A 25650-nucleotide genomic window follows, 5' to 3' on the forward strand; every position below is an offset into this window, starting at 1 on the left:
TACGGGCTGTTGATCCCCTACTAGGAAATTTTTGTTTTACTCAATTTTTTGTAGTGGGGGTCTTACAGCCCGTTAATCTGCGATAATGTTGGAAGCTGGCCTTTTCGGTCGGCTCCAAGTACATATGATTCCATATTAAAGGAAGTGAACCTTAATGAGCTTTTTCAAAAAGTTAAAAGAGAAAATAACAAAACAAACAGATAGTGTTACAGAAAAGTTTAAAGATGGATTGGCAAAAACGAGAGACAATTTTTCAAATAAAGTAAACGATCTTGTTTCTCGATATCGAAAAATTGATGAGGATTTCTTTGAGGAGTTAGAGGAAATCCTCATTCAAGCGGATGTTGGCTTTGATACCGTAATGAAGCTTGTGGAAGAGTTAAAATCAGAAGTGAAAAGGAAAAACATTCAAGATCCAAAAGAAGTTCAAAGTGTGATTTCTGAGAAACTAGTTGAAATATATGAGGCCGGCGGAAAGTCTTCATCCGAGCTTAATATCCAATCCGATTCGCTAACCGTTATCCTTTTTGTTGGGGTTAATGGAGTTGGGAAAACAACAACTATTGGTAAGCTAGCACATAAATTCAAAACTGAAGGTAATAAGGTGATATTAGCAGCAGGAGATACCTTCAGAGCGGGAGCGATTGAACAGCTTGAGGTTTGGGGAGAAAGAGTCGGTGTTGAAGTCATTAAGCAGGCTGAAGGTTCAGATCCCGCCGCTGTTATGTTTGATGCGATTCAAGCAGCAAAATCCCGAAATGCGGATATATTAATTTGTGATACAGCAGGTAGGCTTCAAAATAAAGTCAACCTGATGAAAGAGCTTGAAAAGGTTAAGCGGGTGATTGAACGCGAGGTTCCTGGTGCACCGCATGAGGTTCTTCTAGTCCTTGATGCTACTACTGGCCAAAATGCAATGATTCAAGCAAAAACCTTTAAGGAAGCAACAAATGTTAGCGGAATTGTTCTTACTAAGCTTGATGGAACAGCAAAAGGCGGAATCGTACTTGCTATTAGAAATGAACTCGATATCCCTGTTAAATTTGTTGGTCTCGGAGAAAAAATGGATGACCTCCAGGAATTTAATGCAGAGCAATATGTGTATGGGCTTTTTGCGGAGTTAGTGGAACAAGAAGCTGATTAATTGAAAATAAACGTAAAAACAGCCGAACATTGTATCGGCTGTTTTTTTTTATATTTCTGCGCTGCAATCATTATATTTAGCTATTTTAATAAAGAATGAAAACTTTCACCGTTATTTTTCGTCTATTAATATGGACATTAATTGCTGGGGGAGATTTAGATGCACAAAGGAATTAAATTAGCCATTGGATTTATAGTAAGCTTTTTCTTGACGATTGGCTCTTTTCTGCCAACTGTTCAAGCAGATGCTGAAAATATAACGATTACTATAGATGAAGGCTTAAACGGGAAGGTAAAAATGGGAAAAGGCTTTCCGCTATCTATTAAACTTGAAAACAAAGGTGAGGAATTTATTGGAGACTTACTGATTAATTTTAATCCTTCATGGAACACAGGAGGCGTTCTTTCCATTCATGTAGATTTGCCTGCAAATAGCACGAAAACATATGAAGCCTCCCTGCCGGGTTTAACGGATGATCACTCTTCCTATCAAAATCTTCCTGCCATTCAACTGTACAAAGGAGAATGGCAAAAGGGAAAAACGATTAAATTTAATGGGGACGAAAAGATAAAACCAAAATATATAGATATGAATGAAAATGTAATCGGTGTGTTAAGTGAGAACTATGACAGGTTAAAGGAATTAAGAATTCTTCCTTTTACACAAACACAGATGATTGAGCTCAAGAAGGAACAAATGCCTATGCAGTCATTAGGACTTGAGATGCTTGATTTCTTGCTCATTGATGAATATCCTCTGACACAATTGGACATAGAGCAGCAAACGGCCATTAAGGAATGGATTGAAGGGGGAGGTATTCTAATTGCAGGCGCTTCTCCTAATGGAAGTCAATCTTATGGTGATATATATTCCTTGCTTCCGATGAAAATGGACAATGAAGTGAAGATTTCTACTAATTTCCTAAAGCTTGTCGATCATGAAAAAAATCCAAACTTTAAAGAGTTGAATGTTTTTACTGGATCAGTAGAAAAAACAGCCGACATTATTGATCAGAGTGATTCAATTCCAATAACTGCCAAAACTAAAGTTGGAGATGGCACTATTTTACAGACAGGTTTTTCTCTTGGTGATGAACCTTTATCCTCATGGAAGGGTTACAGTACTTGGTTTGCAAAGTTCTTGAATGAAGCTGAAAAAACGAATATGTTTTCAGGCAGATATGGCCCAGATTTTTATGGCTCACTATATTGGGAATTTGTAGAGGCAAATGAGTTTTTCCCTGCCAGCCATTTTTCAATCGTTCAGCTTATTGCTTTATTAGGTGGATATATCATCGTCATTGTGCCCCTATTATATTTTGTTTTGCGGAAAATGGATAAAAGGGAGCATTCATGGTGGATTATTCCTTCAATAGCTTTATTTATGGCTGCTATTGTGTTTGGAATAGGCGCAAAAGACCGGATAGCGAAGCCGCAACTCAATCAAATGGGCGTTTACAGAGTATCGGATAAACAATTAACAGGATTACAAGCAGCAACACTATTATCGAATAAAAGCGGGGAATATACCCTTTCAATTCCAAAAGATTTTAAAGCTGTTACAAGTACACAGAATATGAATGGCTATGATGCTGCGAGGATTGCGGTGTTTGAGGAAAAACGCAAAACTACTGATATCGTCTTCCCGGAAGTAGGCTACTGGTCATCTAAAACTCTGTATGGAAAAGCAAGCAAGAAAACAGAGGGCAGCTTTACTACAGATCTGAAACTTAAAAATAGTCAGTTGACAGGGACGATTCACAACGGTTTTGACTATGATTTCGAGGAAATTTTTATTTGGTCAGGAAATGAAAAGATTGGCTTAGGTGCATTGAAGAAGGGTAAGTCATTACAGGTTGATAAACAAATGAAACAGGCGCTTCTAACAAAGCCTGCTGGTGCTGGAGGCCCTAACTATTCCTATCAAAATACAGATATCAATAAAATGAGAAGAGAAAGATTACAATATGTTGCCTCGAACTTTATTTTAATAAATGGAACTGAAAATGAACCGATTATTGGCGGATTTACGAAAGATGCTATTCTAGATGTTAATATGGTGGGCAAAAAAGAAAAACAGGATAATACAAATCTTATTGTACAATCGTTTCATGCTGAACATGAGTTCTCGGGAGCAGTCACGATTAAAAACGAGATGCTAAGTTCCCATGTTAATGTACTTAAAGGACATATTTTTGAAAGAATGATCAATGGATCTAATCGGGAAATGGCTATGGATGATGGAGAGTATGAGTATATTGTTCAGCTGCCAAAACAATTAGTAGATAGAGGCATAAAGTTAAATGAAATGGCTATAAAAACGAATAGTCAACTGATTCAGTATTCCGTATTCAATTTTGACACTGGAGAATGGCTACCAATTGAAGCGGATAAACGAAGCCTCACTCTTACTGATGAAAACAATCTTCAGCAATTTATTTCAAAGGAAGGCGAAATAAAGTTATTGCTCATAAAAAATGCAAAAGGTGATCCACATGTTCAATTACCGGCGATCACTATTAAAGGGGATGTGACACCGTGATTGAAATTATCGACCTAACAAAACGATACGGAAATTTTACAGCGCTTAATTCACTTAATCTGCAAATTGATAAAGGCTCTGTTTTCGGATTTGTCGGGCAGAATGGCGCTGGAAAGTCAACAACCTTTTCGATTTTAGCTACTTTGCTTGCCCCGAGTTCAGGGACAGCTTATATAAACGGGTATAACGTTCAAAAAGAACCGAAGATGGTTAGAAGACAGCTAGGGTATATGCCAGATTTCTTTGGTGTTTATGATCAGCTCAAGACAATAGAATATTTACATTTCTATGGTGCAAGCTATGGGATTCCTTTGCAAGAAAGAGAAAAGCTTATTCCTCAATTGCTGGATCTTGTCAATTTATCTCATAAGCAGGACTCCTATGTTGACGTACTGTCCAGAGGGATGAAGCAGCGTTTATGTTTGGCCAGAAGCTTAATCCATGACCCTGAAGTGTTGATCCTAGATGAACCTGCCTCTGGACTGGATCCAAGAGCACGTGTAGAAATGCGAGAAATATTAAAGGAATTAAAGAGTATGGGAAAAACAATATTAATTTCTTCACATATTCTGCCAGAGCTTGCTGAAATGTGCGATACGATTGGAATTATTGATCAAGGTCAGCTTGTTGCTGAAGGATCAGTTTCGGACATTCAAGCGAAGTTAAAAGGAGAGAAACTGATTATTGTTAAGACATATCAGGATCTCGATAAAGCGGCAGCCTTTTTTGAAGATGATCCAAATGTGACAAAATTAAATAAAGGAGAGGAGGAAAACTCCCTGCAATTTATATACAAAGGCTCAGCCCTTGAGCAAACGGAATTACTGAAAAAGGCTATCATAAACAACATAGCAATAACAAGCTTTTCGGAAATTGAGACGAACCTAGAAGATGTATTTATGGAAATTACTAAGGGAGTAGAACTGTCATGAAAAATTTTGTTATCAACCCTGTTCTGAATAAGGAATTTAAGCTTCGTTTCCGATCTTTTAAAAGCTTTCTTGGCATTCTCTTCTATTTGCTGGCACTTGGATTAATCATTGTCGGATTTGTGTTTATTGAGTCATTATCGAACTCACATGGGTTTTTCAAGCCAGACCAAAGCAGGACGATATTCATCATGCTCTCTTTTCTTCAGCTCGCTTTAGTCCTGTTTATTACACCTGGACTAACAGCAGGTGTTATTAGCAGTGAGCGTGAGAGACAGACATTGAATATAATGCTGACAACGACACAAAGCTCGGCCAGCATTATCCTTAGTAAACTCATATCGTCCATTTCTTATTTACTTTTATTAATTATTGCGGGACTTCCGCTTTACAGCTTCGTTTTTCTGTTCGGAGGAATTTCCCCTGGACAGGTGTTCATTACGATTTCCTTTTATATTTTCACGATGATTGCTTTTGGCAGTGTAGGTGTACTATTATCAACACTTATTAGGAAAACGATTGTTTCGATGGTGACCGCTTATGGTGTTACATTATTTTTAGCAGGCGGAACTGCATTTTTGGCGCTTGTATTTATGCAATTCGCTAATCGCTATGGATACACTGGAACACCGTCAACAAGCCCATTAGCTTATTTTGCGGCGATGCTAAATCCGCCCATCATTCTGCTAAGTACTTTTGAGCCTGAAATTTCAAGGGAAATTACGAATACAACAGGGATTAAATTCCCTTTATGGATCTCTTATTTACTATCGTATACAGTCATCATTATCGGTGCTGTTTTCATTAGTATTAAAAAACTGCGTCCTAATATGAAAAAGGGATGAACAGATAAGGAATGAAACCAATGGAGGATCGCAAGCAATTTGAAAAACTGTTGAGGCCCATACAGAAACAGCTGCTCGTTCAGTTAATCATAAAGGAGGTTCAGCTTCTGCTTGTATTTGCAGGAGCTCTGTCCCTTTTTCTGCTAGTGCTGGCAAGATTTATTGTTATTCCTTTTGTTAACTATTATTTCCTTTCTATTATGCTTACACTTTTTATCATTTTTATCATTCGTATTTGGAGAAAACGTCCAAAAAAATACGAAGCCGCCATCATTTATAACCATTTTGTACAAGATGATCGGGTTTTGACAGCATACAGCTTCTTAAAAACGGAAGGAGTCATTGCTGCCCTTCAGTTATCTGATGCTGTTAAGCACATGAAGAACACAAGTGAAATGGTTTATAAGAGAAAAAAACATTTTTTTTATCCTAAATGGCTGTTTTTAAGTCTCGCATTCACAGCAGCAGCTATATTTCTTTTTGTTTCTCCGAATGAAAACATTAATCTGGCAAAGCAGAAGGAGAAGGAAATCAAGCTTGTAGCAGAGGCTGAAAAAAAACTAAAGGAAGAAATCAAAAAGGAAAAAGATCCAGAAGTGAAAAAAGCTCTACAGGAAGCAGCGGATAAAATGGCAGAAAAGAAATCTGCAGAGGAAGCATTAAAAGAGCTAGCTAAACAGAAAAAGGAATTAGAATTAAAGGCTCTGAAAGAAAAAGAAAAACAAATGGCACTTGAAAACTGGAAGAATGAATTAAAAAATAATGGATTGTCGGATTTAGAAAAGCTCCTAAATGAAAAAAACTTAAAAGCCATTGAAAAGGAATTGGCTAAGTTAAATGAAAAATGGAGTGGCCTTACAGAAGAACAGAAGATGGCCTTTAATCAATTAGCCGAAAATGATCGCCAGCTCACTGAAGAGGAACTTGCTAAATTAATGGAACAGATTGAAAGTGCACTTAATTCTGAGGAATTTCTAGCCCAGCTAGCCGCTGCACAGCAGGCTTTACAAAAAACAGGATTAGCGATGCAAAATCAAATGGCTTCAAATGGGATTCCTCCCGGTAAGCTTGCCTTCGCCCCTTCAGGTCAACCTAGTACTGGAGCTAATCCTTCAGGAAGTCAGCCAAGTGGACAAAGTAGCAATGGACAGCAGCCTGGCCAAAACCCTCAAGGACCGTCTGGCGGAAACAGTTCAGGGAGTGGACAGGGTAATGGAGCAGGAAGCGGTTCAGGAAATGGCAGCGGTTCTGGCTCTGGCGGTTCTGGTTCAGGAAATGGCAGCAGTTCTGGCTCCGGCGGTTCTGGTTCGGGAAGTGGCAGCGGTTCTGGCGGTTTGGGAGCTGGCAAAGGGCAAGGCTCTCGTGAGTTGCTTACAATCCCTGATCATTTAGACGGTCAGACAAATATCGAAACAGATAAAGGCGGTCTTGGAGAAGGGAGCCCGGTCGAGCAAACAGAAGGTTCTGGACCAGTCCTAAAAGGGTCTATCAAACCTTATGACGAGGTATTTAAAACATATGAACATGCATACCGGCAAAGTACGGACCGGTACAAACTACCAGCCGATTTAGAGGAAATCGTTAAAAATTACTTTACAAATATAGATCCGAACAAGGAGTGACAAAAATGACTTCAACAACAGAAAAGGAGCAGCAATTTACCTTTGCTGCCGAAACAATCTCAAAGGTCAAAGATGAAATCCAATCATTTATTGTCGGCCAAAATGAGGTAATAGATCAAGTACTATGGAGCATATTAGCTGGTGGTCATGTGCTATTAGAAGGGCTTCCTGGATTAGGAAAAACAATGCTGATCAAAACGATATCTGAATGCATGGATCTGCAATTTTCCCGTATTCAATTTACACCAGATATTATGCCATCCGATATTACAGGAACGATGCTTCTTCAGCCAGATGAAGCAGGAAGACAAAATTTTGTTTTTCATAAAGGACCATTATTTGCAAATATAGTTTTGGCTGATGAAATTAACAGAGCCACCCCAAAAACACAAAGTGCCCTGCTGGAAGCGATGGGGGAAAAAACCGTTACCATTATGGGTGAAACAAAACGTATGGAAAACCCGTTTTTCGTATTGGCAACGCAAAATCCAATTGATATGGAAGGGACTTACCCTTTGCCGGAGGCTCAAACTGATCGTTTTACTTGTAAAGTGCAAGTTCATTATCCGTCTAAAGAGGAGCTTAAAGAAATTGTTTTACGAACGACAGGAACGGAAACTGTCCAATTTGAAAAAATGGCTAAAGTACAGGATGTCATAGTACTTCAGCAGCTGACTAAAGAGGTATTAGTTTCAGAAGACATTATTGATTATGCTGTAAATATAATTTCAGCTACACACTCCGATTCCGAGGAAGCACCAGAATTAGTAAAGCAATTCGTTCAGTATGGAAGCGGGCCACGTGGTCTTCAAAGCTTAATTAGCCTAGCTAAAGCAAGAGCCATTTCCTTAGGAAGATATCATGTTTCTATTGGTGATATTAAGCATGTGGCTAAGCCAGTATTAAGACATCGCCTCATTTTAAACTTCGAAGGGGAGGCAAATGGCATGACGGCTGATGAGATTATCGAACATATACTAGATAATCTTGGACAGGGAGCAAGAGGATAATGAACAATCAGCATGCGCTCATTAGTAAATTACAGAAAAAGAGATTAATGGTTAAGACGAAAAAGCGAGGCTTCCATAAAGGCTCAAGACAATCTAGCAAGTTTGGGTCTTCTTTAGAATTCTCGGATTTTAGGGCATATCAGCCTGGTGACGATGTTCGTCAAATTGATTGGAATGTCTACGGAAGAACACAAAAGCATTATATTAAAAGGTATCTAGACGAACAGGAACTGTCTATTGCTATTTATCTTGATGCAACCTCCTCAATGAGAAAAATAAGTAAAAAATGGGAACTAGCTAAGTATTTAGGAGCAGCACTAAGTTTTATTGTGTTAAATAGTGAAGACAGACTGTTTTTTACTCCTGTTTCATCAAGAGGCATCCATCCTGTTAAGAGGAAGGGGGCTGTCTATAGCAGGCGAACGTTTTTAGAAATTCTCCAGCTGGATGAAGCCGAAAGGACCGGAGAGTTTATTAAGAACTTGAATAAATCAATTGTAAAAACGCAGCAGCTTTCAATTATTATTACGGACGGTCTAGAGCCTTTAAACGAAATAGAAAATTTGCTGAAAAAATTAGCAGCCTATAAGCAAGAAGTCTGGTTTATACAAGTACTTAGCAGTGAAGAAATTTCTCCTCGATTTTCAGGGGATATGAAATTAATTGATGTTGAAACAGATTCAATTGTGAATGTCAGCATGAGTCCGTCCATCATAGTAGAATACGAAAAACGAATCCAAGAGCATAATCGAAATTTAGAAGGTTTATGCCGGAAATTTGGCGGACAGTATGTACTCGCAAGTGATAACCGGGATATACAATCCATATTATTTCATGATTTTTCCGGGAAAGGGTTAATCAACTGAGGTGAAGCTATGCAATTTTTAAATCCGTGGTTTTTTCTATTAAGTGTTTTTATAGCTGCCGTCATATTATTTTATTTTTTCCGGAAGCAATATGTGGAGAAATCTGTTTCCTCTAACTTTCTTTGGGAACAAGTTTTAAATGAGTGGCAAGCATCTCCTTGGCTTAAGAAGCTTCAACAAAACTTATTATTTTGGCTCCAGCTGTTAGCCCTTCTACTGTTAATGTTTTCACTTGTCCGACCGTTTTGGTTTGAGAACGTTATAAAGGGGGATCATGTCATCATGATTATTGATTCTTCAGCCTCTATGTCAGCTAAATTTGAAAAAAGCAGCCGCTTTGATATAGCAAAGCAGAAAATGCTTAATTTAGTAGAAAAGCTTGAAGGGCAGGAGGTCACCTTGATAAAAGCGGGGAAAAAGCCGGAAATTCTTTTAAGCCATGAAAGGAATGCTACTGTCATAAAAAAGCTAGTCAATAGCTTGCAATTGACCTATGAGCATGAGCAGATGGATAAAGCAATGAACCTAGCAGCCTCGCTTTCTACTGAAAAGGATACGTCCATCCATATTTTTTCAGACGGAGTTACGAAGTCAAATGTTGAAGAGGCTATGAAGGATCAATATGTTGAGGTTCATAATATCGGGGAGGATGTCAACAATGCTTCACTTGTTTCATTTGGGGTTGCACCTGTTGATGGACATATTACTGGTGTTGCTTTAATTGAAAATCAATCAAATGAAAAGACGGAAATTGATTTTATAGTGAAAAGTGAAGGAGATGAGCTTTTCGAACAAAAGTTTACTATCGAAGGGGAGCAGCAATATGTCGTGCAGATTCCTTCCCTGCCTGAGAAGCCATATTACGAAGCAATGATCTTAACTCAAGATGGATATGAAGCCGATAATTTCTCAACCTCAATTTATACAGAAAGTAATCCAAAGGTATATACAGTAGGAGAGGTAAACCCATTTGCAATAAAAGGTTTTCAAACAATCGGGGCGGAGCTACTGCAAACAAGTACAGGTAATGCTGACCATGTCCAAGGAATCCTCTTGTCGGAAGGCACCGAGTTGCCAAAACAACTCGAACAGCCAATAATTTTTTTCAATACAAACAATGACAAAATAAAGCTGTCTGAACCGTTGGCAGCGAAAGATGATCGGCTGCTTCAATATGTTGATTATGGAAAAATATATATTGATGCAGCATCGAAGGAATTACAGGGTGATTGGGAAACGATTTTAAGAAGCGGCAATCTGCCATTAATCCAAAGGGGACAAGTAAATGGCTACCCCATCATCATCGTAAACTTTTCATTATCGGATTCTGATTGGCCACTTCAGCCAAGCTTTCCAATTTTTCTATATAACGCATACGAGTGGCTTTCGAAGCAGACAGACTTTCTAGGTTACTTTGGACCAGGTGAGGAAAAATGGTTGAACATTAGTCAAGGAAATCACAGCATCGAAATTTTCAATAACGAAGATAATAATTTATTTTCTTTGGATTTAACGAAGGAAAGCTTTAAAGCACCTATTGAGCCAGGCACCTATCAGGCTGTTTCAGGAAATAAAATATTCTATTTTTCAGTCCTGCTTGACGATCGGGAGAAACATCCAATGACGGAGCTAGCTTTTCATTTCAATGAGCAGCAAGCTCAAGAGAATGGGAAAAGGGAAAACCCGAATGATAAACTTTGGTTTTGGCTTGCCTTGATAGCTTTATGTTTTATTGCTTTAGAATGGGAGGTATTCAGGCGTGGGCATAGAGTTTAATTATCCCATTCTATTTTTGCTGCTAATTCCTGCAGTATTGGCAGTCTATCTATACCTTAAGCATAAAAATCAAATTCATTCCAAGGAATCCTATTGGATAGCAAGTATTAGACTGACTATATTTGCTCTATTAATTTTTGCCTTAACGGTCCCGCAAATATTACTTCCAGCAAAGGGCGAAACGGTTGTTTTTCTAGCTGACCGTTCTGCAAGTGTCAGCCAATCTGACCACCAGCTTCTTGAATGGATTGAAAAGAGTGTCATGGATAAGCAACAGGATGATTCTTTCGCTGTAGTCACTTTTGGTGAAAATGTTTCACTGGAACAAAATACTGGAATCAGAAAGAATCCGGTTCAGCAATTTAATAGCGAGATCGATGATGGTGAAACAAATATAGAAGCTGGAATGCAGTTTGCAGCATCATTAATTCCTCCTAATTCCAGCGGCAGAATCGTGCTGCTATCGGATGGAAATGAGACGATAGGGAACAGTGAGGAGGCGGCTAATCTTCTTAAAAATCGCAATATTGAACTTGATTATGTTCTGTTAAAAAATCATGTCGGGGAAGATATGTCATTATCTGAGATAAATGTTCCTCCTTCACTGTATAAAGGTGAGGAGGCACTAGTTTCCTTTATCATTGATAGCAACGCTGATAAAAATGCCGTCATTCGGCTCTCAGTAAATTATCAAGAAATTCTCAAAGAGATCGTTCATGTGAAGGAAGGAAAGAATGTCTATACTTTTACTCACAAAGCGGATACATCGGGACTTACAGTATATAAGGGTGAGATTGCTGCCGAAAACGATACTTTTATAGAAAATAATATGATGCATTCTGTTACAAACGTTAAAGGGACACCTAAAATATTAATTGTTCAAGGAAAAGATGGCGGCAGTTTAGAAGCTATTTTAAGTAATTCTGGAGTAGAGGCTGAAACTATTTCGCCGGAAAAACTTCCGACTTCACTATCAAGCTATCTTCAGTACCAAGCTATTATTTTCAATAACGTACCAGCAACCGTCATTACAGAGAGCCAGATGAATATGATTGAGAAAGCAGTAAAGGAATTTGGTACTGGCTTTGTGATGGCAGGAGGGGAGGAAAGCTTTGGTCTAGGAGGGTACTTTAAAACACCTATCGAAAAGCTTTTGCCTGTAGATATGGATCTTAAAGGGAAACAAGAGATGCCTTCTCTCGGTCTGATGATTGTAATGGATCGGTCTGGAAGTATGGCAGGATCAAAGCTTGAACTCGCAAAAGAAGCAGCGGCAAGATCTGTAGAATTATTGCGGGAAGAGGATACCCTTGGCTTTATTGCTTTTGATGACCGTCCTTGGGTAATTGTTGAAACAAAGCCCTTAAAAGATAAGAAAAAAGCGGCCGATCAAATTCGATCTGTTACACCAGGCGGCGGAACTGAAATTTATTCTTCTTTGGAGCTCGCTTTTCAGGAGCTAGAGGATCTGAAGCTGCAGCGAAAGCATATTATCCTGCTGACGGATGGTCAAGCGCCCGGGGGTGATTATGAGGGATTAATTGAAAGGGGAAAGGAAAAAAATATTACCCTGTCAACAGTAGCGTTAGGAAGCGATGCTGATCGAGGTCTCCTAGAGGATTTAGCCAATATGGGATCTGGCCGTTTCTATGATGTGACAGATTCTTCGGTGATCCCAAGCATTCTCTCACGTGAAACTGTCATGGCAACTAGAACATATATTGAGGACAATCCTTTTTTTTCTAGTATCCAGCCCTTTCCTGACTGGTCAAAATTATTTCAGGATGGGGTTCCGAATATGAACGCATACATTGCCACAACATCAAAGGGCCGAGCACAGGTGCCTATTTTAAGTGAAAAGGAAGATCCGATCGTTGCGGAATGGCAATATGGTATGGGGTATACGATTGCCTTTACATCTGATTTTTCAGGAAAATGGTCAGGTGACTGGGCTCGCTGGGAAAACTGGCCGCTATTTATTAATCAGCTTGTGACAAAGACTCTTCCTCAGTATGAAAGCGAGCCATATCGAATTCAATTTTCTAAGGAAGATGGCAATCCGATTCTAACATTAGAATCAGCAACAAACCAGACTTTGCCAATTGAAGCTTCTCTCGTTTCAGAGAGCGGGGAAGTCCTTAATACGAATACAAAGCTTGTGGCTCCAGGAAAATACGAGCTTTCTATGCCAAATTCGTCAGGTATGTTTTTTCTAAGTGTAAAGCAAACAAATCAAGACGGATCAATTCATACTTATCAAACTGGATTCACTGTTCCATATTCAGATGAGTATTTAATCAATGGTCCGAATGAAGCCCTTCTTACGGAATTAGCTAAAAAGACCGGGGGAAAAGCTTTAGTGACCGAAAAGGAAACCTTTAGGCCCCTATTGTCCAAAAAATATGAGAAGCAGCCAATAAGTCAATGGTTAATTCTAGCTGCCTTTTTGCTATTTTTTATCGATATCGCAATCAGACGATTTGGGTTAATTACTATATTCAGTCACAATAGAAAAACGAAATTGGAAAAACGGGGAAGCAGTTTGGATAGTAAAGAAAAAATAAAACAGGCATTTCCTATTAAGGAGGAGCCCACTGTTAATATTGAAGAAAAATCGGTGAAGAACCCGCAAACAAATGATAAAATGAAACAAATTAGGCCGAAGAAAGTACAAAAAGAGGTTCAAGCTTCAGCAGAAGAACGTGCTGAAAGAATGAAGAGGCTGCTTGAAGCAAAAAAACGGAAGAATTAAAGATTATGGCTATTAAGACAATATTTACAAGTTTACTTTTGACTAATTCGGAATGTAAAGATAATTTCTTGACATATTCAAATGTCCTAGGTAAACTATGTTTGTAAAGGCTTTTCACTTAACAAGGGGGAGTAGGGATGTTAGAAAAGACAACGAGAATGAATTATCTTTATGATTTTTATCAATCGTTGTTGACTCCTAAGCAACGAAGCTATATGTCCCTTTATTACCTGGATGATTTTTCGCTTGGAGAGATTGCAGAGGAGTATGATGTCAGTCGTCAAGCAGTTTACGACAATATTAAACGCACCGAAGCAATGCTTGAAGAGTATGAAGAAAAGCTGTTATTATTTCAAAAATTTCAAGAGCGAAGTAAGCTGATTGCAAGCATGAAGGATATTCTTAAAGAAAATCCCGAGTTTCAAAAGGTAATGGATTCAATGATTGCTGAGCTTGAGAAATTAGATTAGGAGGCGGCAACATGGCATTTGAAGGATTAGCCGACCGACTGCAGAATACAATCCAGAAGATCCGCGGCAAAGGGAAAGTAAATGAAGCGGATGTAAAAGAAATGATGCGAGATGTTCGTCTTGCATTATTAGAAGCAGACGTTAACTTTAAGGTCGTCAAAGAATTTGTCAAAAAAGTAAGTGAACGGGCTGTCGGGCAAGAAGTGTTAAAGAGCTTAACACCAGGGCAGCAGGTTGTTAAAGTCGTTAAAGAAGAATTGACTCAGTTAATGGGTGGCGAGCAAAGCAAAATTGCTGTCTCTAACCGTCCGCCGACTGTCATTATGATGGTTGGTTTACAAGGGGCAGGTAAAACCACTACAACCGGTAAGCTTGCGAACTTGCTTCGTAAGAAGTACAACCGAAACCCATTGCTGGTTGCAGCTGATATTTATCGTCCAGCTGCTATTAAGCAGCTCGAAACTCTTGGGAAACAGCTAAGTATGCCTGTTTTTTCATTAGGAGACAAGGTGAGCCCTGTCGAAATAGCTAAGCAAGCCATTGCAAAGGCAAAGGAAGATCATCATGATTATGTCTTGATTGACACGGCGGGACGATTACATGTTGATGAAGCGTTGATGGATGAGCTTAAGCAAATTAAAGAGTTGTCTAAACCAGATGAGATCTTCCTAGTCGTTGATGCAATGACAGGTCAAGACGCTGTTAATGTAGCGCAAAGCTTTAATGAGCTGCTTGGATTAACTGGTGTCGTACTGACAAAGCTTGATGGTGATACTCGTGGAGGAGCTGCTCTATCTATTCGCTCCGTCACGAATACTCCTATTAAATTTGTTGGTTTAGGTGAGAAATTGGATGCGCTTGAGCCATTCCATCCTGAAAGAATGGCATCAAGAATTTTAGGCATGGGTGATGTTCTTACTCTTATTGAAAAAGCCCAGGCGAACGTTGATGAAGAAAAAGCGAAAGAAATGCAGCAAAAAATGCGCACAGCTTCCTTAACGTTTGATGACTTTTTAGAGCAGTTAAGCCAGGTTCGCAGTATGGGGCCATTGGATGAATTGCTGAAAATGCTTCCCGGAGCCAGCAAAATGAAAGGCTTAGACAAGCTTCAAGTTGATGAAAAGCAAATTTCACAGGTTGAAGCCATTATTAGATCGATGACAAAGGATGAGAAAATTCATCCAGAAACGATTAATGCAAGCCGTCGGAAGCGAATTGCAAAGGGAAGCGGCACAACTGTACCTGAAGTAAACCGTTTGCTGAAGCAATTTGAAGATATGAAGAAAATGATGAAGCAAATGTCAGGAATGCAGCAAAAAGGGAAGAAAAAGGGTGGATTTAAACTTCCATTTAATCCTTTTTAATCCATTTAGAAAGTTTTTTTGTACTGTAAAGAATAAACCCTTTACAAACTTATTGAATATCTGATAATATACTATCTTGTGTGAAACTATTCGGAGGTGCTTTAAATTATGGCAGTAAAAATTCGTTTAAAACGTATGGGAGCAAAGAAATCTCCTTTCTATCGTATCGTTGTAGCTGATTCTCGTTCACCACGTGATGGACGTTTCATTGAAACAGTAGGAACTTACAATCCAGTAGCTGAGCCAGCTATCGTTGATATTAATGAAGAGCTTGCTCTTAAATGGCTTCAAACTGGTGCAAAACCATCTGACACTGTTCGTAACTTATTCTCTAAGCAAGGCATTATGGAGAAATTCCATAACGCTAAAAACGGCAAGTAATTTCTAATAAGATGAAAGAGCTTATCGAAACGATTGTTAAGCCCCTTGTTGATTTTCCGGACGAAGTGCATGTGAATGTACTTGAAGAAGACAACCGCGTAACCTATCAGCTTTCTGTCAACAAGAATGACATGGGGAAAGTAATTGGGAAGCAAGGGCGCGTTGCGAAAGCAATACGAACTGTTGTTTATGCAGCAGGATCATCACAGCAGAAAAAGGTTTTTCTAGAAATCAGTGAATAATGCTTCTCTAAGCGCTATAACTGAAACATACGAAAGTATTGGCAGATTTTATGCCATGCTTAATTAGCAAAAAGGAGGGGTCCCTTTAGGTCCCCTCCTTTTTGCCAATTACATGATTCTTCAGTCACTTATTCAGAACTAATGCACGATTAAAGCCTTAGGAGGCATTAAAGATGAAAATCATTCAATCTGTCGTGGTTAAACAAGTTCTTACCGAAAATAGTAAAAGTGAACTATTAAATAAATATCACTCTAACAAGCTGCAGCTCCAAAAAGAATGCGATCAGCTTCGATTCGAGATGAAAAAACAAGAAAAGTCTAAAAAATTCAATGCTGCCAATTTAAAGAAGCAATTTGAGAAAGAAATTCAAACGCGCAAGGAAAAGATTAAGCTTCTAGATTTTCAAATTGAACAATTACATATACTACCACTAGGAAGCGAACTTAAAGAAAAAGAAGTCAATGCCATTATTGATATTGAAATTGGAGATCGCTGGGAAGATATTCAAAGCGGAAAAACAATCATTATTAAAGACGGAATCGTTCAGGACATACGTTAGAGGTGAAGGCAATTGGAAAAATGGTTTAATGTTGGAAAAATAGTGAACACCCATGGCATTAGAGGAGAAGTGAGAATCATTTCAAAGACTGATTTTGCAGATGAAAGATATAAGTCTGGGAATCGATTATTTTTATTTATGCCTCAATCTAAGAGCCCTCTTGAATTAACCGTTAAATCGCATCGAACACATAAAAACTTCGATTTAGTTACCTTTGATGGCTACAACAATATTAATCAAGTTGAAAACATGAAAGGCGGAATTTTAAAGGTTCCAGAGAGCCAGCTTGGTGCTTTAGATGAGGATGAATTTTATTACCATGAAATTATCGGCTGCATCGTAACCACGATAGATGGCGAAGAAATTGGGAAAATCAGTGAAGTTCTCTCGCCAGGAGCAAATGATGTATGGGTAATAAAAGGCAAAGGCGGCAAGGAAATTCTAATTCCATATATTGAATCGGTTGTAAAAGAGGTTAATGTGAATGCAAAGATGGTCATAATTGATCCAATTGAAGGACTGCTATCATGATGAAAATCGATGTTCTAACACTTTTTCCCGAAATGTTTAATGGAGTCTTTGGCCATTCTATTTTAAAAAAAGCAGCAGAAAATAATGCTGTTGAATATAATGTCGTTAACTTTAGGGAGTATGCTGATAATAAGCATCAAACCGTAGATGACTATCCTTATGGCGGCGGTGCAGGAATGGTGTTAAAGCCACAGCCGATTTTTGATGCTGTTGCAGATTTACGTGAGAAAGGCAAATCCAATCCAAGAGTCATCCTTCTCTGTCCGCAAGGGGAAAGATACACTCAGAATAAAGCAGAGGAGCTCGCAGGGTTGGATCATCTTATTTTTGTTTGCGGCCATTACGAAGGTTATGATGAGAGGATTCGTGAGCATGTGGTGACGGATGAAATATCCATCGGTGATTTTGTCCTAACTGGTGGGGAACTCGGAGCTATGGTAGTTATTGACAGTGTAGTTCGTCTCCTTCCTGGTGTCCTTGGAAATGAGGAATCCCACCGCAAGGATTCTTTTAGTACAGGCCTTCTTGAGCATCCGCATTATACCCGGCCTGCTGACTTCAGAGGAATGAAAGTGCCAGATATTCTAATTTCAGGCAATCATCGCTTAATTGATGAATGGAGAACGAAGGAATCATTAAGAAGAACATTCACTCGCAGGCCAGATTTATTAGAACATATTCATTTAACTGATGTGCAAAAAAAATGGCTGGAAGAAATAAAAAATGAACAGAAATAACATTGAAGTTGGAGCTTATTTATGATAGAATACTCTTTGTGACTTAGGCTGGACTATTTCAGTTTTTTGTCCTATAAAGATGTTCCGCTGCAATGTAGAAGAAAAGATGTGCATGAGCGTCTGTTGGAAGGAGTTGAAAACGATGCATAAATTAATCGAAGAAATCACAAAAGAACAACTTCGTTCGGATGTTCCTGCGTTCCGTCCTGGTGATACTGTACGTGTACACGTAAGTATTGTTGAGGGAACTCGTGAGCGTATTCAGGTTTACGAAGGAGTCGTGATTAAGCGTCGTGGTGGTGGAATTAGCGAAACTTTCACAGTTCGTAAGATCTCTTACGGTGTAGGCGTAGAGCGTACATTCCCTGTTCACACACCAAAGATTGCGAAGCTTGAAGTTCTTCGCCGCGGTAAAGTACGCCGTGCGAAACTTTACTACCTACGTAACCTACGTGGTAAAAAAGCTCGTATTAAAGAAATCCGATAATCTAAGAAAAAGGAAGGAGCTTGTAACTACAAGCTCCTTTTTCTTAGCTTATAATATTACATAATTGTTAAATAATAATGACATAGGGTCCAAAGTGTGAATGTTGATAAGGATTTTTGTACAATAAAAATGCGGGTACAAAAGTGCCCTCAGTTGATAGGACAGCCTATAGATTTTTACTGAGATTGGTGGGGAAATAATGACAAAGAAGAAAAATGAATTATGGGAATGGTCTAAAGCGTTAGTAATTGCAGTTTTATTAGCGGCCATTATTCGATACTTTTTATTCGCTCCTATAGTGGTAGATGGATTATCTATGATGCCAACCTTGCATGATCAAGATCGGATGATTGTAAATAAATTTAGCTATAAGGTTGGAAAGCCAGACCGTTTTGATATTATTGTTTTTCATGCACCGGAAAATAAAGACTACATTAAGAGGGTAATTGGGCTGCCGGGAGATCGCATTGAATACAAGGATGATGTTCTTTATGTTAACGGAAAACCGTATAATGAACCTTATTTAGATGAGTATAAGCAACAAATCATTGACGGACCACTAACAGAACCATTTACGCTTCAAGAAAAGATTGGCCAAGAGACGGTTCCAGAAGGCCATCTGTTTGTTATGGGAGATAACCGTAGATACAGCAAGGACAGCCGTCATATTGGGACAGTGCCAATGGAAAAGGTATTAGGCAATACAGGTATTATTTATTGGCCAATAGAAGACATTCGAATTGTAAAATAATCTGCAATTCAATTTTGAAAGAGGTATAAGTTATGACGATTCAATGGTTTCCGGGACATATGGCAAAAGCCCGCAGACAAGTTACAGAAAAACTAAAGCTAGTCGATATTATTTTTGAATTGGTAGATGCCAGAATCCCATACTCTTCTCGTAATCCGATGATTGATGAGATTATTCAGCATAAGCCGCGGATTGTCCTTTTAAACAAGGCTGATATGGCCGACAAAGAAGTGACAAAGCAATGGATCAAACATTTTCAGGACGAAGGAACGAGAGCACTTGCCATTAATTCGCAGGCAGGACAAGGCATGAAGGAAATCGTGGCCGCCTCTCAAGATATTCTGAAAGAAAAATTTGACCGAATGAAGGCAAAAGGGGTAAAACCGAGGGCTATTCGTGCCATGATTGTAGGGATCCCTAATGCTGGAAAATCAACTTTAATTAATAGGCTGGCGAAAAAGAATATTGCAAAAACTGGCAACACACCGGGAGTTACTAAGGCCCAGCAGTGGATAAAGGTCGGGAAGGAATTAGAGCTCTTAGATACACCAGGAATTCTATGGCCTAAATTCGAAGATCAACAAGTCGGTTTAAAGCTGGCTCTTACAGGAGCAATTAAGGATACGATATTAAACTTACAGGATATTGCTATTTATGCTTTAAGATTTCTCGAGCAGAAATACCCTGATCGGCTGAAGGATCGTTATAAGCTAAATGAGATTCCTGAAGATATTGTAGAATTATTTAATGAAATAGGAAAACTTCGAGGCTGCTTAATGGCTGGCGGAGAAATTGACTATGATAAAGTAACTGAACTCGTTATAAGGGAGTTTCGAACCGAAAAGTGGGGATATATTTCCTTAGAGGAGCCTAAAGCCTTGGCAGCAGAACAAACGGAAGAAAATGAATAAAAATTCCATAAATAACTCACGGCCCTTCCTTTAACAGAGAGGGCTTTAATATTTTCTGAAAAAGGCCGATACATAGATTATGGAAATAAAGGGGAATCAACATGGAGAAACTAAACATACGAGAGATCGAGAAACAGCTTGCAAATGAAAAGGATCTTCATAGCACATTTGTGAAAATGCTCGAAAAGGATGAACGAAAAGGTGTACAACAGCTATTAAAAAAATGGCATAACAAAAAAGATAAAGAAGTTAAAGCCTATGAAAAATATGTTCAAATGACATACTATGAAAAAAAATATCGATCTGAAGGCTTTGTTCATATTGCTGGGGTTGACGAGGTAGGTCGAGGTCCTTTGGCTGGTCCTGTTATTGCGGCTGCCGTTATTTTACCGCCTGATTTCTTTTTGCCTGGGCTTGATGATTCTAAGAAGCTATCAGAACAAAAACGGATTGAATATTATGAGAATATTATAGAATCGGCATTAGACTATCATGTGGGAATGATTAATTCGGAAGAAATTGACCGGATTAATATTTATGAAGCTTCGAAAAAAGCTATGCATTCAGCTATTTCAGGTTTGAAGGTTAAACCTGATTTTCTTCTTATAGATGCTGTTAAACTAAGTACACCGTATCCAGAGGAAGCAATTATTAAGGGTGACGGCAAAAGTATATCAATTGCAGCTGCCTCCATTATTGCCAAAGTGACTCGTGACCGATTAATGGTTGATTTAGGAAGGGAATATCCCGTTTACGGCTTTTCTACAAATATGGGATACGGGACAAAAGAACATTTATCAGCCATTCAAATGTTTGGTATCACTCCTCATCACCGAAAAAGCTTTGCGCCAGTAAAGAATTATATAGGTCAAGAGAAATAAGAAGGTGAAAATTTGCAGCCTCTAAATTTTGTTCAAACCCTATTAAATCAGAATCAATTAAGTGACAATCTTGCATTAACTTTAAGGACAGGGCAAATCGTTAGCGGTAAGGTCATGAAGTTATTTCCGAATCAGATTGCTGAGGTTTTAGTTGGGGCTAATAAAGTAATCGCCCAGCTCGAAGTTCCATTATCGGTTCATGAGCGACATTGGTTTCAAGTACAGTCAGGTGAAGGGAAAGTGCACCTGAGAGTGCTGGAGGCAAATAGCGGCAATGGTAATGCTTCTGCTAATGGGAATATATTAAAAGAACTTGCACTCCCAAATTCAAAAGAGAATACTGCCTTACTGGAATTCTTTCAAAATAAACAACTCCCAATAACGAAAGAAACGATGCATATAGCGGCTGACTGGCTAAAAGACAAAACATTGCTGGACGGATTGAAGATTATTGATGCAGTTTTGTCTAAGCAGTTGCCCTTTACAAAAAATGTGTTAAATTCCTTATACACAATCCAAGAGGATGAACCCATTTCCACATTGTTAGACAAACTTCAATCTCTATTAAAAAAAGGCGAGTTATCCGATGCTTCCAAACGGCTGAGCTTAATTCTCGATCAGCTTCGTTTATCTGAAAGCAAAACCACGTCTTCATTATTTCAAAACAACGAGGCGTCACATACACAATTCATAAAGGATGAATTAAAGACCGCTATTAAAACGATAGGATTTTCATACGAAAATGAAATGATAAAGCTAATAAAAGACAATGAGCCATTCAATATTAATAAATTGGAGACTCTCAAACCGATTCTAATGCATCTATTAAGTGAGGAAGCAGCTGGTCCCGTTCAAAATGCTGCCGAGAAACTATTAAACAAAATAACAGGGTATCAGGTACTCTCGCAGGAGGCTGGTCCCATCCAGCAATTAATCTTTCAAATACCATTGACCTTTTTGGATAAAAGGACAGATTTGACGATGCAATGGAGCGGAAGAAAAACCGAAAATGGTCAGATAGATTCTAATTTTTGCCGAGTTTTATTTTATTTAAATCTTGAAAATTTAAAGGAAACAATTGTCGATTTACATGTTCAAAATAGGGTCATTTCAATTTCAGTAGTAAATGATCGTGAAGATTTAAAAAACCTGGCTCATAGGTATATCCCGTATTTAAAGGAAAGATTACAAGACATTAAATATCACCTTTCCACTATTCATTTTGAAAAACCAATAGATAAAAAGAGCAATCATATTGAAAAGAAAAAAAACTTATCCGGCTTAAAGCTGCCAAATCAATATAACGGGGTTGATTTTCGGATATGAGAAAACAAAATAATGTGCATCGTAAAGAAGCTGTAGCATTGACTTACGATAAGAATGGTGTGGATGCGCCATATGTTTCCGCGAAGGGAAAAGGATTAATAGCAGAAAGTATACTTGCAAAAGCGAGTGAGCATGATATACCTGTCCAAGAAGACCAATCTTTGTTAGAACTTTTAGGAAAGCTTAATATTAACGAGCAAATTCCTGAGGAATTATATGAAGCAGTTGCTGAGGTTTTTGCATTTATCTATAAAGCTGATAAAGAGGCGGGAAAAAATAAAATTTAATAAAGATAATATTTTGTTAATAATGGTGGACAAGGAATGTGTCATTATATAAAATGGTATCGCAGTCTATTTTACGATTGACCAAATAGGAGGATGGAAATGAATATACATGAGTACCAAGGGAAAGAGGTCCTCAGACAATATGGGGTATCAGTTCCAAATGGGATCGTTGCTTTTACAGTTGAAGAAGCAGTGGAAGCCGCAAAGAAATTAGGCACAGAGGTTTGTGTAGTTAAAGCACAAATTCATGCAGGGGGACGCGGTAAAGCTGGCGGTGTAAAAGTCGCAAAAAATATAGATGAAGTTCGTACATATGCAAATGAAATTTTAGGGAAAACACTTGTTACTCATCAAACGGGTCCAGAGGGTAAAGAAGTTAAGCGCCTGCTTATTGAAGAAGGCTGTGACATAAAGAAAGAATACTATATTGGTTTAGTTTTAGACCGTGCAACTTCACGCGTTGTATTAATGGCTTCTGAAGAAGGCGGAACTGAAATCGAAGAAGTTGCTGAAAAAACACCAGAAAAAATCTTCAAAGAAGAAATTGATCCGGTTATCGGTTTAACAGCTTTCCAAGCTCGCCGTATTGCCTTTAACATCAATATTCCGAAAGAGCTTGTTAACCAAGCGGTTAAATTCATGATGGGGTTATATACAGCTTATATTGAAAAGGATTGTTCTATTGCTGAAATTAACCCATTAGTTGTTACTGGTGATGGAAAGGTAATGGCATTAGATGCAAAATTAAACTTTGACAGCAATGCGATTTACCGTCAAAAAGATATTTTAGAATATCGTGATCTTGATGAAGAGGATCCAAAGGAAATCGAAGCATCTAAATACGATCTAAGCTATATTTCATTAGATGGAAATATCGGCTGTATGGTAAACGGTGCTGGATTAGCAATGGCAACGATGGATATCATTAAGCATTATGGTGGAGATCCTGCTAACTTCCTTGATGTTGGCGGCGGTGCTACAGCAGAAAAGGTAACGGAAGCATTTAAAATCATCCTTTCTGATAAGAATGTTAAAGGTATTTTTGTTAATATCTTTGGCGGAATAATGAAATGTGATGTAATCGCAACAGGTGTAGTAGAGGCTGCAAAACAAGTAGGTTTACAAGTGCCTTTAGTTGTTCGCTTAGAAGGTACGAATGTGGATTTAGGTAAGAAAATTCTTGCTGAGTCTGACATTGATATTGTTGCAGCTGACTCTATGGCTGACGGCGCACAAAAAATCGTTTCATTAGTAGGGTAATGACCTAAACCATCTGAAAGCTATTAAGCTTTAAACAGCGGTGTACCTGAAAACCAGAAAGGGGAATAATCGTGAGTGTATTTATTAACAAAGATACAAAAGTTATGGTGCAAGGAATTACAGGTTCTACAGCACTATTTCATACAAAACAAATGTTAGAATACGGTACAAAAATTGTCGGAGGAACATCTCCTGGTAAAGGCGGTTCTGAAGTAGAAGGTGTACCAGTATTTAATACTGTTCAAGAAGCTGTTAAAGCTACTGGAGCAACGGCTTCAGTTATCTATGTTCCTGCTCCATTTGCTGCAGATGCAATCCTAGAAGCTGTTGACGCTGAGCTTGACCTTGCTATTTGTATAACAGAGCATATTCCTGTACTAGATATGGTGAAGGTTAAACGATATATGGAAGGCAAGAAAACTCGTCTAGTTGGTCCTAACTGTCCTGGAGTTATTACTGCTGATGAGTGCAAAATTGGAATTATGCCAGGCTATATCCATAAAAAAGGTCATGTGGGCGTTGTTTCACGTTCTGGAACATTAACATATGAAGCCGTTCATCAGTTAACTCAAGCAGGTATCGGTCAAACGACCGCGGTTGGTATTGGCGGAGACCCTGTTAACGGAACAAACTTCATCGATGTTCTGAAAGCTTTTAACGAAGACCCAGAAACTTATGCGGTTATCATGATCGGTGAAATCGGCGGAACAGCTGAAGAAGAAGCTGCAGAGTGGGTTAAAGCGAATATGACGAAACCTGTTGTCGGCTTTATCGGCGGACGTACTGCACCTCCAGGAAAGCGTATGGGACATGCTGGGGCTATCATTTCAGGCGGAAAAGGAACAGCTGACGAAAAGATCCGCGTCATGAATGAATGTGGAATTGAAGTTGCTGAGACCCCATCTGTAATGGGAGAAACATTAATTAAAGTCCTTAAAGAAAAAGGGCTTTATGAGAAGTGTAAAACACATTAATCCGCTAATGAAAATTAGCTAAAACTTCATGCAGACCCCCCTTTTTTAGGGGGGCTATTCTGCATGAGCAATATTTATGATTAGGAGGCTTCCAATGGACGATTTTAAATTTAGATTAATTCATTTACACCACTGCAGGGGGATAGGATGGAAAACCATATTAAATATTTTAAAGGCTGATCCAGAGCTTAAGCGGCTTTACAACCTTACTCTCCATGATCTTTTTCTCCAGAATACAAACACCACTACTGCTTCTACCATTCTTCATGATCTTCATTCAGATTTTATCCCTCAACAAATTAGCCAGTATCAATTAAATGGCATTAGCATGATTACAATATTTGATGATGAATACCCAGAATTATTAAAGGAAATTTATCAGCCCCCTTGGGTCCTCTATGGGAAAGGCGATCTATCATTACTGAAAAATCATTTGCATTTAGCAGTTGTTGGCTCAAGGCAGTATAATGACTATGGGGAAGATGCTATTCAAAGGTTCTTTCCTAAATTAATTGAAAATAAAATTGTGATTGTAAGCGGGCTGGCAGCGGGAATTGATAAGATAGCCCACGAAACTGCCATTCATTTAAAGGGAAAAACAATCGGTGTCATTGCGGGGGGATTGTACAACATTTATCCGCAGGAGAATAGAGAACTTTCTATTAAAATGATGAAAAACCAATTAATCCTTTCAGAGTATCCGCCTATTACGAGACCAATGAAATGGCAATTCCCTATGAGGAACAGAATCATTAGCGGGATTTGCAAAGGTACATTCGTTGTACAAGCTAAGAGTAAGAGCGGCTCATTAATTACGGCTAACTATGCAGTTCAGGAGGGAAGGGAAGTCTTTGCCCTTCCAGGGAATATCTTTAGTCCATATTCAGCTGGCACGAACGAGCTAATTCAACAAGGGGCAAAGCTTGTCAAATCTTCGGAAGATATAATAGAAGAATTAGTTTATTAAACAAATATGTATTTTTTGTTTGAAATTGTTGTATAA

Annotated in this window: 25 protein-coding genes; all 25 read left to right on the forward strand. The window is 38.6% G+C overall.

Translation table 11 applies throughout. The annotated features are described in order from the left end of the window. Positions 1-154: 154 nt before the first annotated feature. The 25 genes from ftsY (at position 155) to dprA (ending at position 25614) form a co-directional block, all read left to right on the forward strand. Positions 155-1144 (forward strand): signal recognition particle-docking protein FtsY, encoded by a 990-nt coding sequence (gene ftsY / locus V7122_RS15170; RefSeq protein WP_335484406.1) that lies wholly within the window; start codon positions 155-157, stop codon positions 1142-1144. Between the two features lie 159 nt (positions 1145-1303). Next, positions 1304-3685, forward strand: coding sequence for a hypothetical protein (locus V7122_RS15175; protein WP_335527425.1), 2382 nt, complete (start codon positions 1304-1306; stop codon positions 3683-3685). Continuing rightward, complete coding sequence (locus tag V7122_RS15180) at positions 3682-4617, forward strand: ABC transporter ATP-binding protein (protein ID WP_335346973.1); 936 nt, start codon at positions 3682-3684, stop codon at positions 4615-4617. Before V7122_RS15175 ends, V7122_RS15180 begins: the two co-directional genes overlap by 4 nt. Further along, complete coding sequence (locus V7122_RS15185) at positions 4614-5459, forward strand: ABC transporter permease (protein WP_335484402.1); 846 nt, start codon at positions 4614-4616, stop codon at positions 5457-5459. Before V7122_RS15180 ends, V7122_RS15185 begins: the two co-directional genes overlap by 4 nt. A gap of 11 nt (positions 5460-5470) precedes the next feature. Further along, the gene (locus V7122_RS15190) at positions 5471-7081 is read left to right on the forward strand and encodes a hypothetical protein (protein WP_335527427.1); all 1611 of its coding nucleotides are present in this window, start codon (positions 5471-5473) and stop codon (positions 7079-7081) included. A 5-nt stretch (positions 7082-7086) separates the two neighbouring features. Then, positions 7087-8091 carry an AAA family ATPase gene (locus V7122_RS15195; RefSeq protein ID WP_335346976.1) on the forward strand — a complete coding sequence of 335 codons (1005 nt, stop codon included), beginning with the start codon at positions 7087-7089 and terminating at the stop codon, positions 8089-8091. Further along, positions 8091-8957: a DUF58 domain-containing protein gene (locus V7122_RS15200; protein ID WP_335346977.1), complete on the forward strand. Its 867-nt coding sequence runs from the start codon at positions 8091-8093 to the stop codon at positions 8955-8957. Before V7122_RS15195 ends, V7122_RS15200 begins: the two co-directional genes overlap by 1 nt. Before the next feature lie 9 nt (positions 8958-8966). Then, positions 8967-10733 (forward strand): vWA domain-containing protein, encoded by a 1767-nt coding sequence (locus tag V7122_RS15205; protein WP_335527429.1) that lies wholly within the window; start codon positions 8967-8969, stop codon positions 10731-10733. Then, positions 10717-13485 (forward strand): VWA domain-containing protein, encoded by a 2769-nt coding sequence (locus tag V7122_RS15210; RefSeq protein ID WP_335527431.1) that lies wholly within the window; start codon positions 10717-10719, stop codon positions 13483-13485. The genes V7122_RS15205 and V7122_RS15210 overlap by 17 nt, the downstream gene beginning before the upstream one ends. A gap of 137 nt (positions 13486-13622) precedes the next feature. After that, a complete protein-coding gene (locus tag V7122_RS15215; protein WP_335346980.1) occupies positions 13623-13955 on the forward strand; it encodes a putative DNA-binding protein in 333 nt (110 codons plus the stop codon). Positions 13956-13966: 11 nt separating this feature from the next. Further along, positions 13967-15319, forward strand: a complete 1353-nt coding sequence (ffh, locus tag V7122_RS15220; protein WP_335527433.1) for a signal recognition particle protein — start codon at positions 13967-13969, stop codon at positions 15317-15319. Positions 15320-15427: 108 nt separating this feature from the next. Further along, positions 15428-15700 (forward strand): 30S ribosomal protein S16, encoded by a 273-nt coding sequence (rpsP, locus tag V7122_RS15225; RefSeq protein WP_066289128.1) that lies wholly within the window; start codon positions 15428-15430, stop codon positions 15698-15700. Positions 15701-15711: 11 nt separating this feature from the next. After that, entirely contained in the window at positions 15712-15942 is a 231-nt protein-coding gene (locus V7122_RS15230) for a KH domain-containing protein (RefSeq protein ID WP_066289126.1), read from the forward strand. A gap of 173 nt (positions 15943-16115) precedes the next feature. Then, positions 16116-16502, forward strand: a complete 387-nt coding sequence (locus V7122_RS15235; RefSeq protein WP_335484388.1) for a YlqD family protein — start codon at positions 16116-16118, stop codon at positions 16500-16502. 12 nt (positions 16503-16514) lie between these two features. Next, complete coding sequence (gene rimM, locus V7122_RS15240) at positions 16515-17033, forward strand: ribosome maturation factor RimM (RefSeq protein ID WP_335346984.1); 519 nt, start codon at positions 16515-16517, stop codon at positions 17031-17033. Then, positions 17030-17770, forward strand: coding sequence for a tRNA (guanosine(37)-N1)-methyltransferase TrmD (trmD, locus tag V7122_RS15245; RefSeq protein WP_335527436.1), 741 nt, complete (start codon positions 17030-17032; stop codon positions 17768-17770). The genes rimM and trmD overlap by 4 nt, the downstream gene beginning before the upstream one ends. A 142-nt stretch (positions 17771-17912) precedes the next feature. Then, positions 17913-18257, forward strand: coding sequence for a 50S ribosomal protein L19 (gene rplS / locus V7122_RS15250; protein WP_335346994.1), 345 nt, complete (start codon positions 17913-17915; stop codon positions 18255-18257). 199 nt (positions 18258-18456) lie between these two features. Next, complete coding sequence (gene lepB / locus V7122_RS15255; protein WP_335346986.1) at positions 18457-19008, forward strand: signal peptidase I; 552 nt, start codon at positions 18457-18459, stop codon at positions 19006-19008. Between the two features lie 32 nt (positions 19009-19040). After that, a complete protein-coding gene (ylqF, locus tag V7122_RS15260; RefSeq protein ID WP_335527438.1) occupies positions 19041-19919 on the forward strand; it encodes a ribosome biogenesis GTPase YlqF in 879 nt (292 codons plus the stop codon). Between the two features lie 101 nt (positions 19920-20020). Beyond that, positions 20021-20800, forward strand: coding sequence for a ribonuclease HII (locus V7122_RS15265; RefSeq protein WP_335527440.1), 780 nt, complete (start codon positions 20021-20023; stop codon positions 20798-20800). Between the two features lie 12 nt (positions 20801-20812). Then, positions 20813-22126, forward strand: a complete 1314-nt coding sequence (locus tag V7122_RS15270; protein ID WP_335484379.1) for a hypothetical protein — start codon at positions 20813-20815, stop codon at positions 22124-22126. Next, positions 22123-22413 (forward strand): EscU/YscU/HrcU family type III secretion system export apparatus switch protein, encoded by a 291-nt coding sequence (locus V7122_RS15275; protein WP_335527442.1) that lies wholly within the window; start codon positions 22123-22125, stop codon positions 22411-22413. Before V7122_RS15270 ends, V7122_RS15275 begins: the two co-directional genes overlap by 4 nt. Before the next feature lie 99 nt (positions 22414-22512). Next, a complete protein-coding gene (sucC, locus tag V7122_RS15280) occupies positions 22513-23673 on the forward strand; it encodes an ADP-forming succinate--CoA ligase subunit beta (RefSeq protein WP_335346991.1) in 1161 nt (386 codons plus the stop codon). Positions 23674-23744: 71 nt separating this feature from the next. Further along, entirely contained in the window at positions 23745-24647 is a 903-nt protein-coding gene (sucD, locus tag V7122_RS15285; RefSeq protein WP_335346992.1) for a succinate--CoA ligase subunit alpha, read from the forward strand. Positions 24648-24741: 94 nt separating this feature from the next. Further along, positions 24742-25614 (forward strand): DNA-processing protein DprA, encoded by an 873-nt coding sequence (dprA, locus tag V7122_RS15290; protein ID WP_335346993.1) that lies wholly within the window; start codon positions 24742-24744, stop codon positions 25612-25614. Positions 25615-25650 lie beyond the last annotated feature (36 nt).

The sequence above is a fragment of the Bacillus sp. JJ1532 genome, assembly GCF_036965085.1.
GTDB lineage: Bacteria > Bacillota > Bacilli > Bacillales > Cytobacillaceae > Cytobacillus.

Excerpts from the sequence above, each read along its gene's own strand:
- V7122_RS15205 (WP_335527429.1), top strand. The coding sequence starts at position 8,967 with ATGCAATTTTTAAATCCGTGGTTTTTTCTATTAAGTGTTTTTATAGCT.
- V7122_RS15190 (WP_335527427.1), top strand. The coding sequence starts at position 5,471 with ATGAAACCAATGGAGGATCGCAAGCAATTTGAAAAACTGTTGAGGCCC.
- V7122_RS15195 (WP_335346976.1), top strand. The coding sequence starts at position 7,087 with ATGACTTCAACAACAGAAAAGGAGCAGCAATTTACCTTTGCTGCCGAA.
- V7122_RS15185 (WP_335484402.1), top strand. The coding sequence starts at position 4,614 with ATGAAAAATTTTGTTATCAACCCTGTTCTGAATAAGGAATTTAAGCTT.
- V7122_RS15235 (WP_335484388.1), top strand. The coding sequence starts at position 16,116 with ATGAAAATCATTCAATCTGTCGTGGTTAAACAAGTTCTTACCGAAAAT.
- V7122_RS15265 (WP_335527440.1), top strand. The coding sequence starts at position 20,021 with ATGGAGAAACTAAACATACGAGAGATCGAGAAACAGCTTGCAAATGAA.
- ffh (WP_335527433.1), top strand. The coding sequence starts at position 13,967 with ATGGCATTTGAAGGATTAGCCGACCGACTGCAGAATACAATCCAGAAG.
- lepB (WP_335346986.1), top strand. The coding sequence starts at position 18,457 with ATGACAAAGAAGAAAAATGAATTATGGGAATGGTCTAAAGCGTTAGTA.
- V7122_RS15215 (WP_335346980.1), top strand. The coding sequence starts at position 13,623 with ATGTTAGAAAAGACAACGAGAATGAATTATCTTTATGATTTTTATCAA.
- sucC (WP_335346991.1), top strand. The coding sequence starts at position 22,513 with ATGAATATACATGAGTACCAAGGGAAAGAGGTCCTCAGACAATATGGG.
- V7122_RS15175 (WP_335527425.1), top strand. The coding sequence starts at position 1,304 with ATGCACAAAGGAATTAAATTAGCCATTGGATTTATAGTAAGCTTTTTC.
- V7122_RS15230 (WP_066289126.1), top strand. The coding sequence starts at position 15,712 with ATGAAAGAGCTTATCGAAACGATTGTTAAGCCCCTTGTTGATTTTCCG.
- V7122_RS15200 (WP_335346977.1), top strand. The coding sequence starts at position 8,091 with ATGAACAATCAGCATGCGCTCATTAGTAAATTACAGAAAAAGAGATTA.
- rplS (WP_335346994.1), top strand. The coding sequence starts at position 17,913 with ATGCATAAATTAATCGAAGAAATCACAAAAGAACAACTTCGTTCGGAT.
- V7122_RS15275 (WP_335527442.1), top strand. The coding sequence starts at position 22,123 with ATGAGAAAACAAAATAATGTGCATCGTAAAGAAGCTGTAGCATTGACT.
- dprA (WP_335346993.1), top strand. The coding sequence starts at position 24,742 with ATGGACGATTTTAAATTTAGATTAATTCATTTACACCACTGCAGGGGG.
- trmD (WP_335527436.1), top strand. The coding sequence starts at position 17,030 with ATGATGAAAATCGATGTTCTAACACTTTTTCCCGAAATGTTTAATGGA.
- rpsP (WP_066289128.1), top strand. The coding sequence starts at position 15,428 with ATGGCAGTAAAAATTCGTTTAAAACGTATGGGAGCAAAGAAATCTCCT.
- ftsY (WP_335484406.1), top strand. The coding sequence starts at position 155 with ATGAGCTTTTTCAAAAAGTTAAAAGAGAAAATAACAAAACAAACAGAT.
- ylqF (WP_335527438.1), top strand. The coding sequence starts at position 19,041 with ATGACGATTCAATGGTTTCCGGGACATATGGCAAAAGCCCGCAGACAA.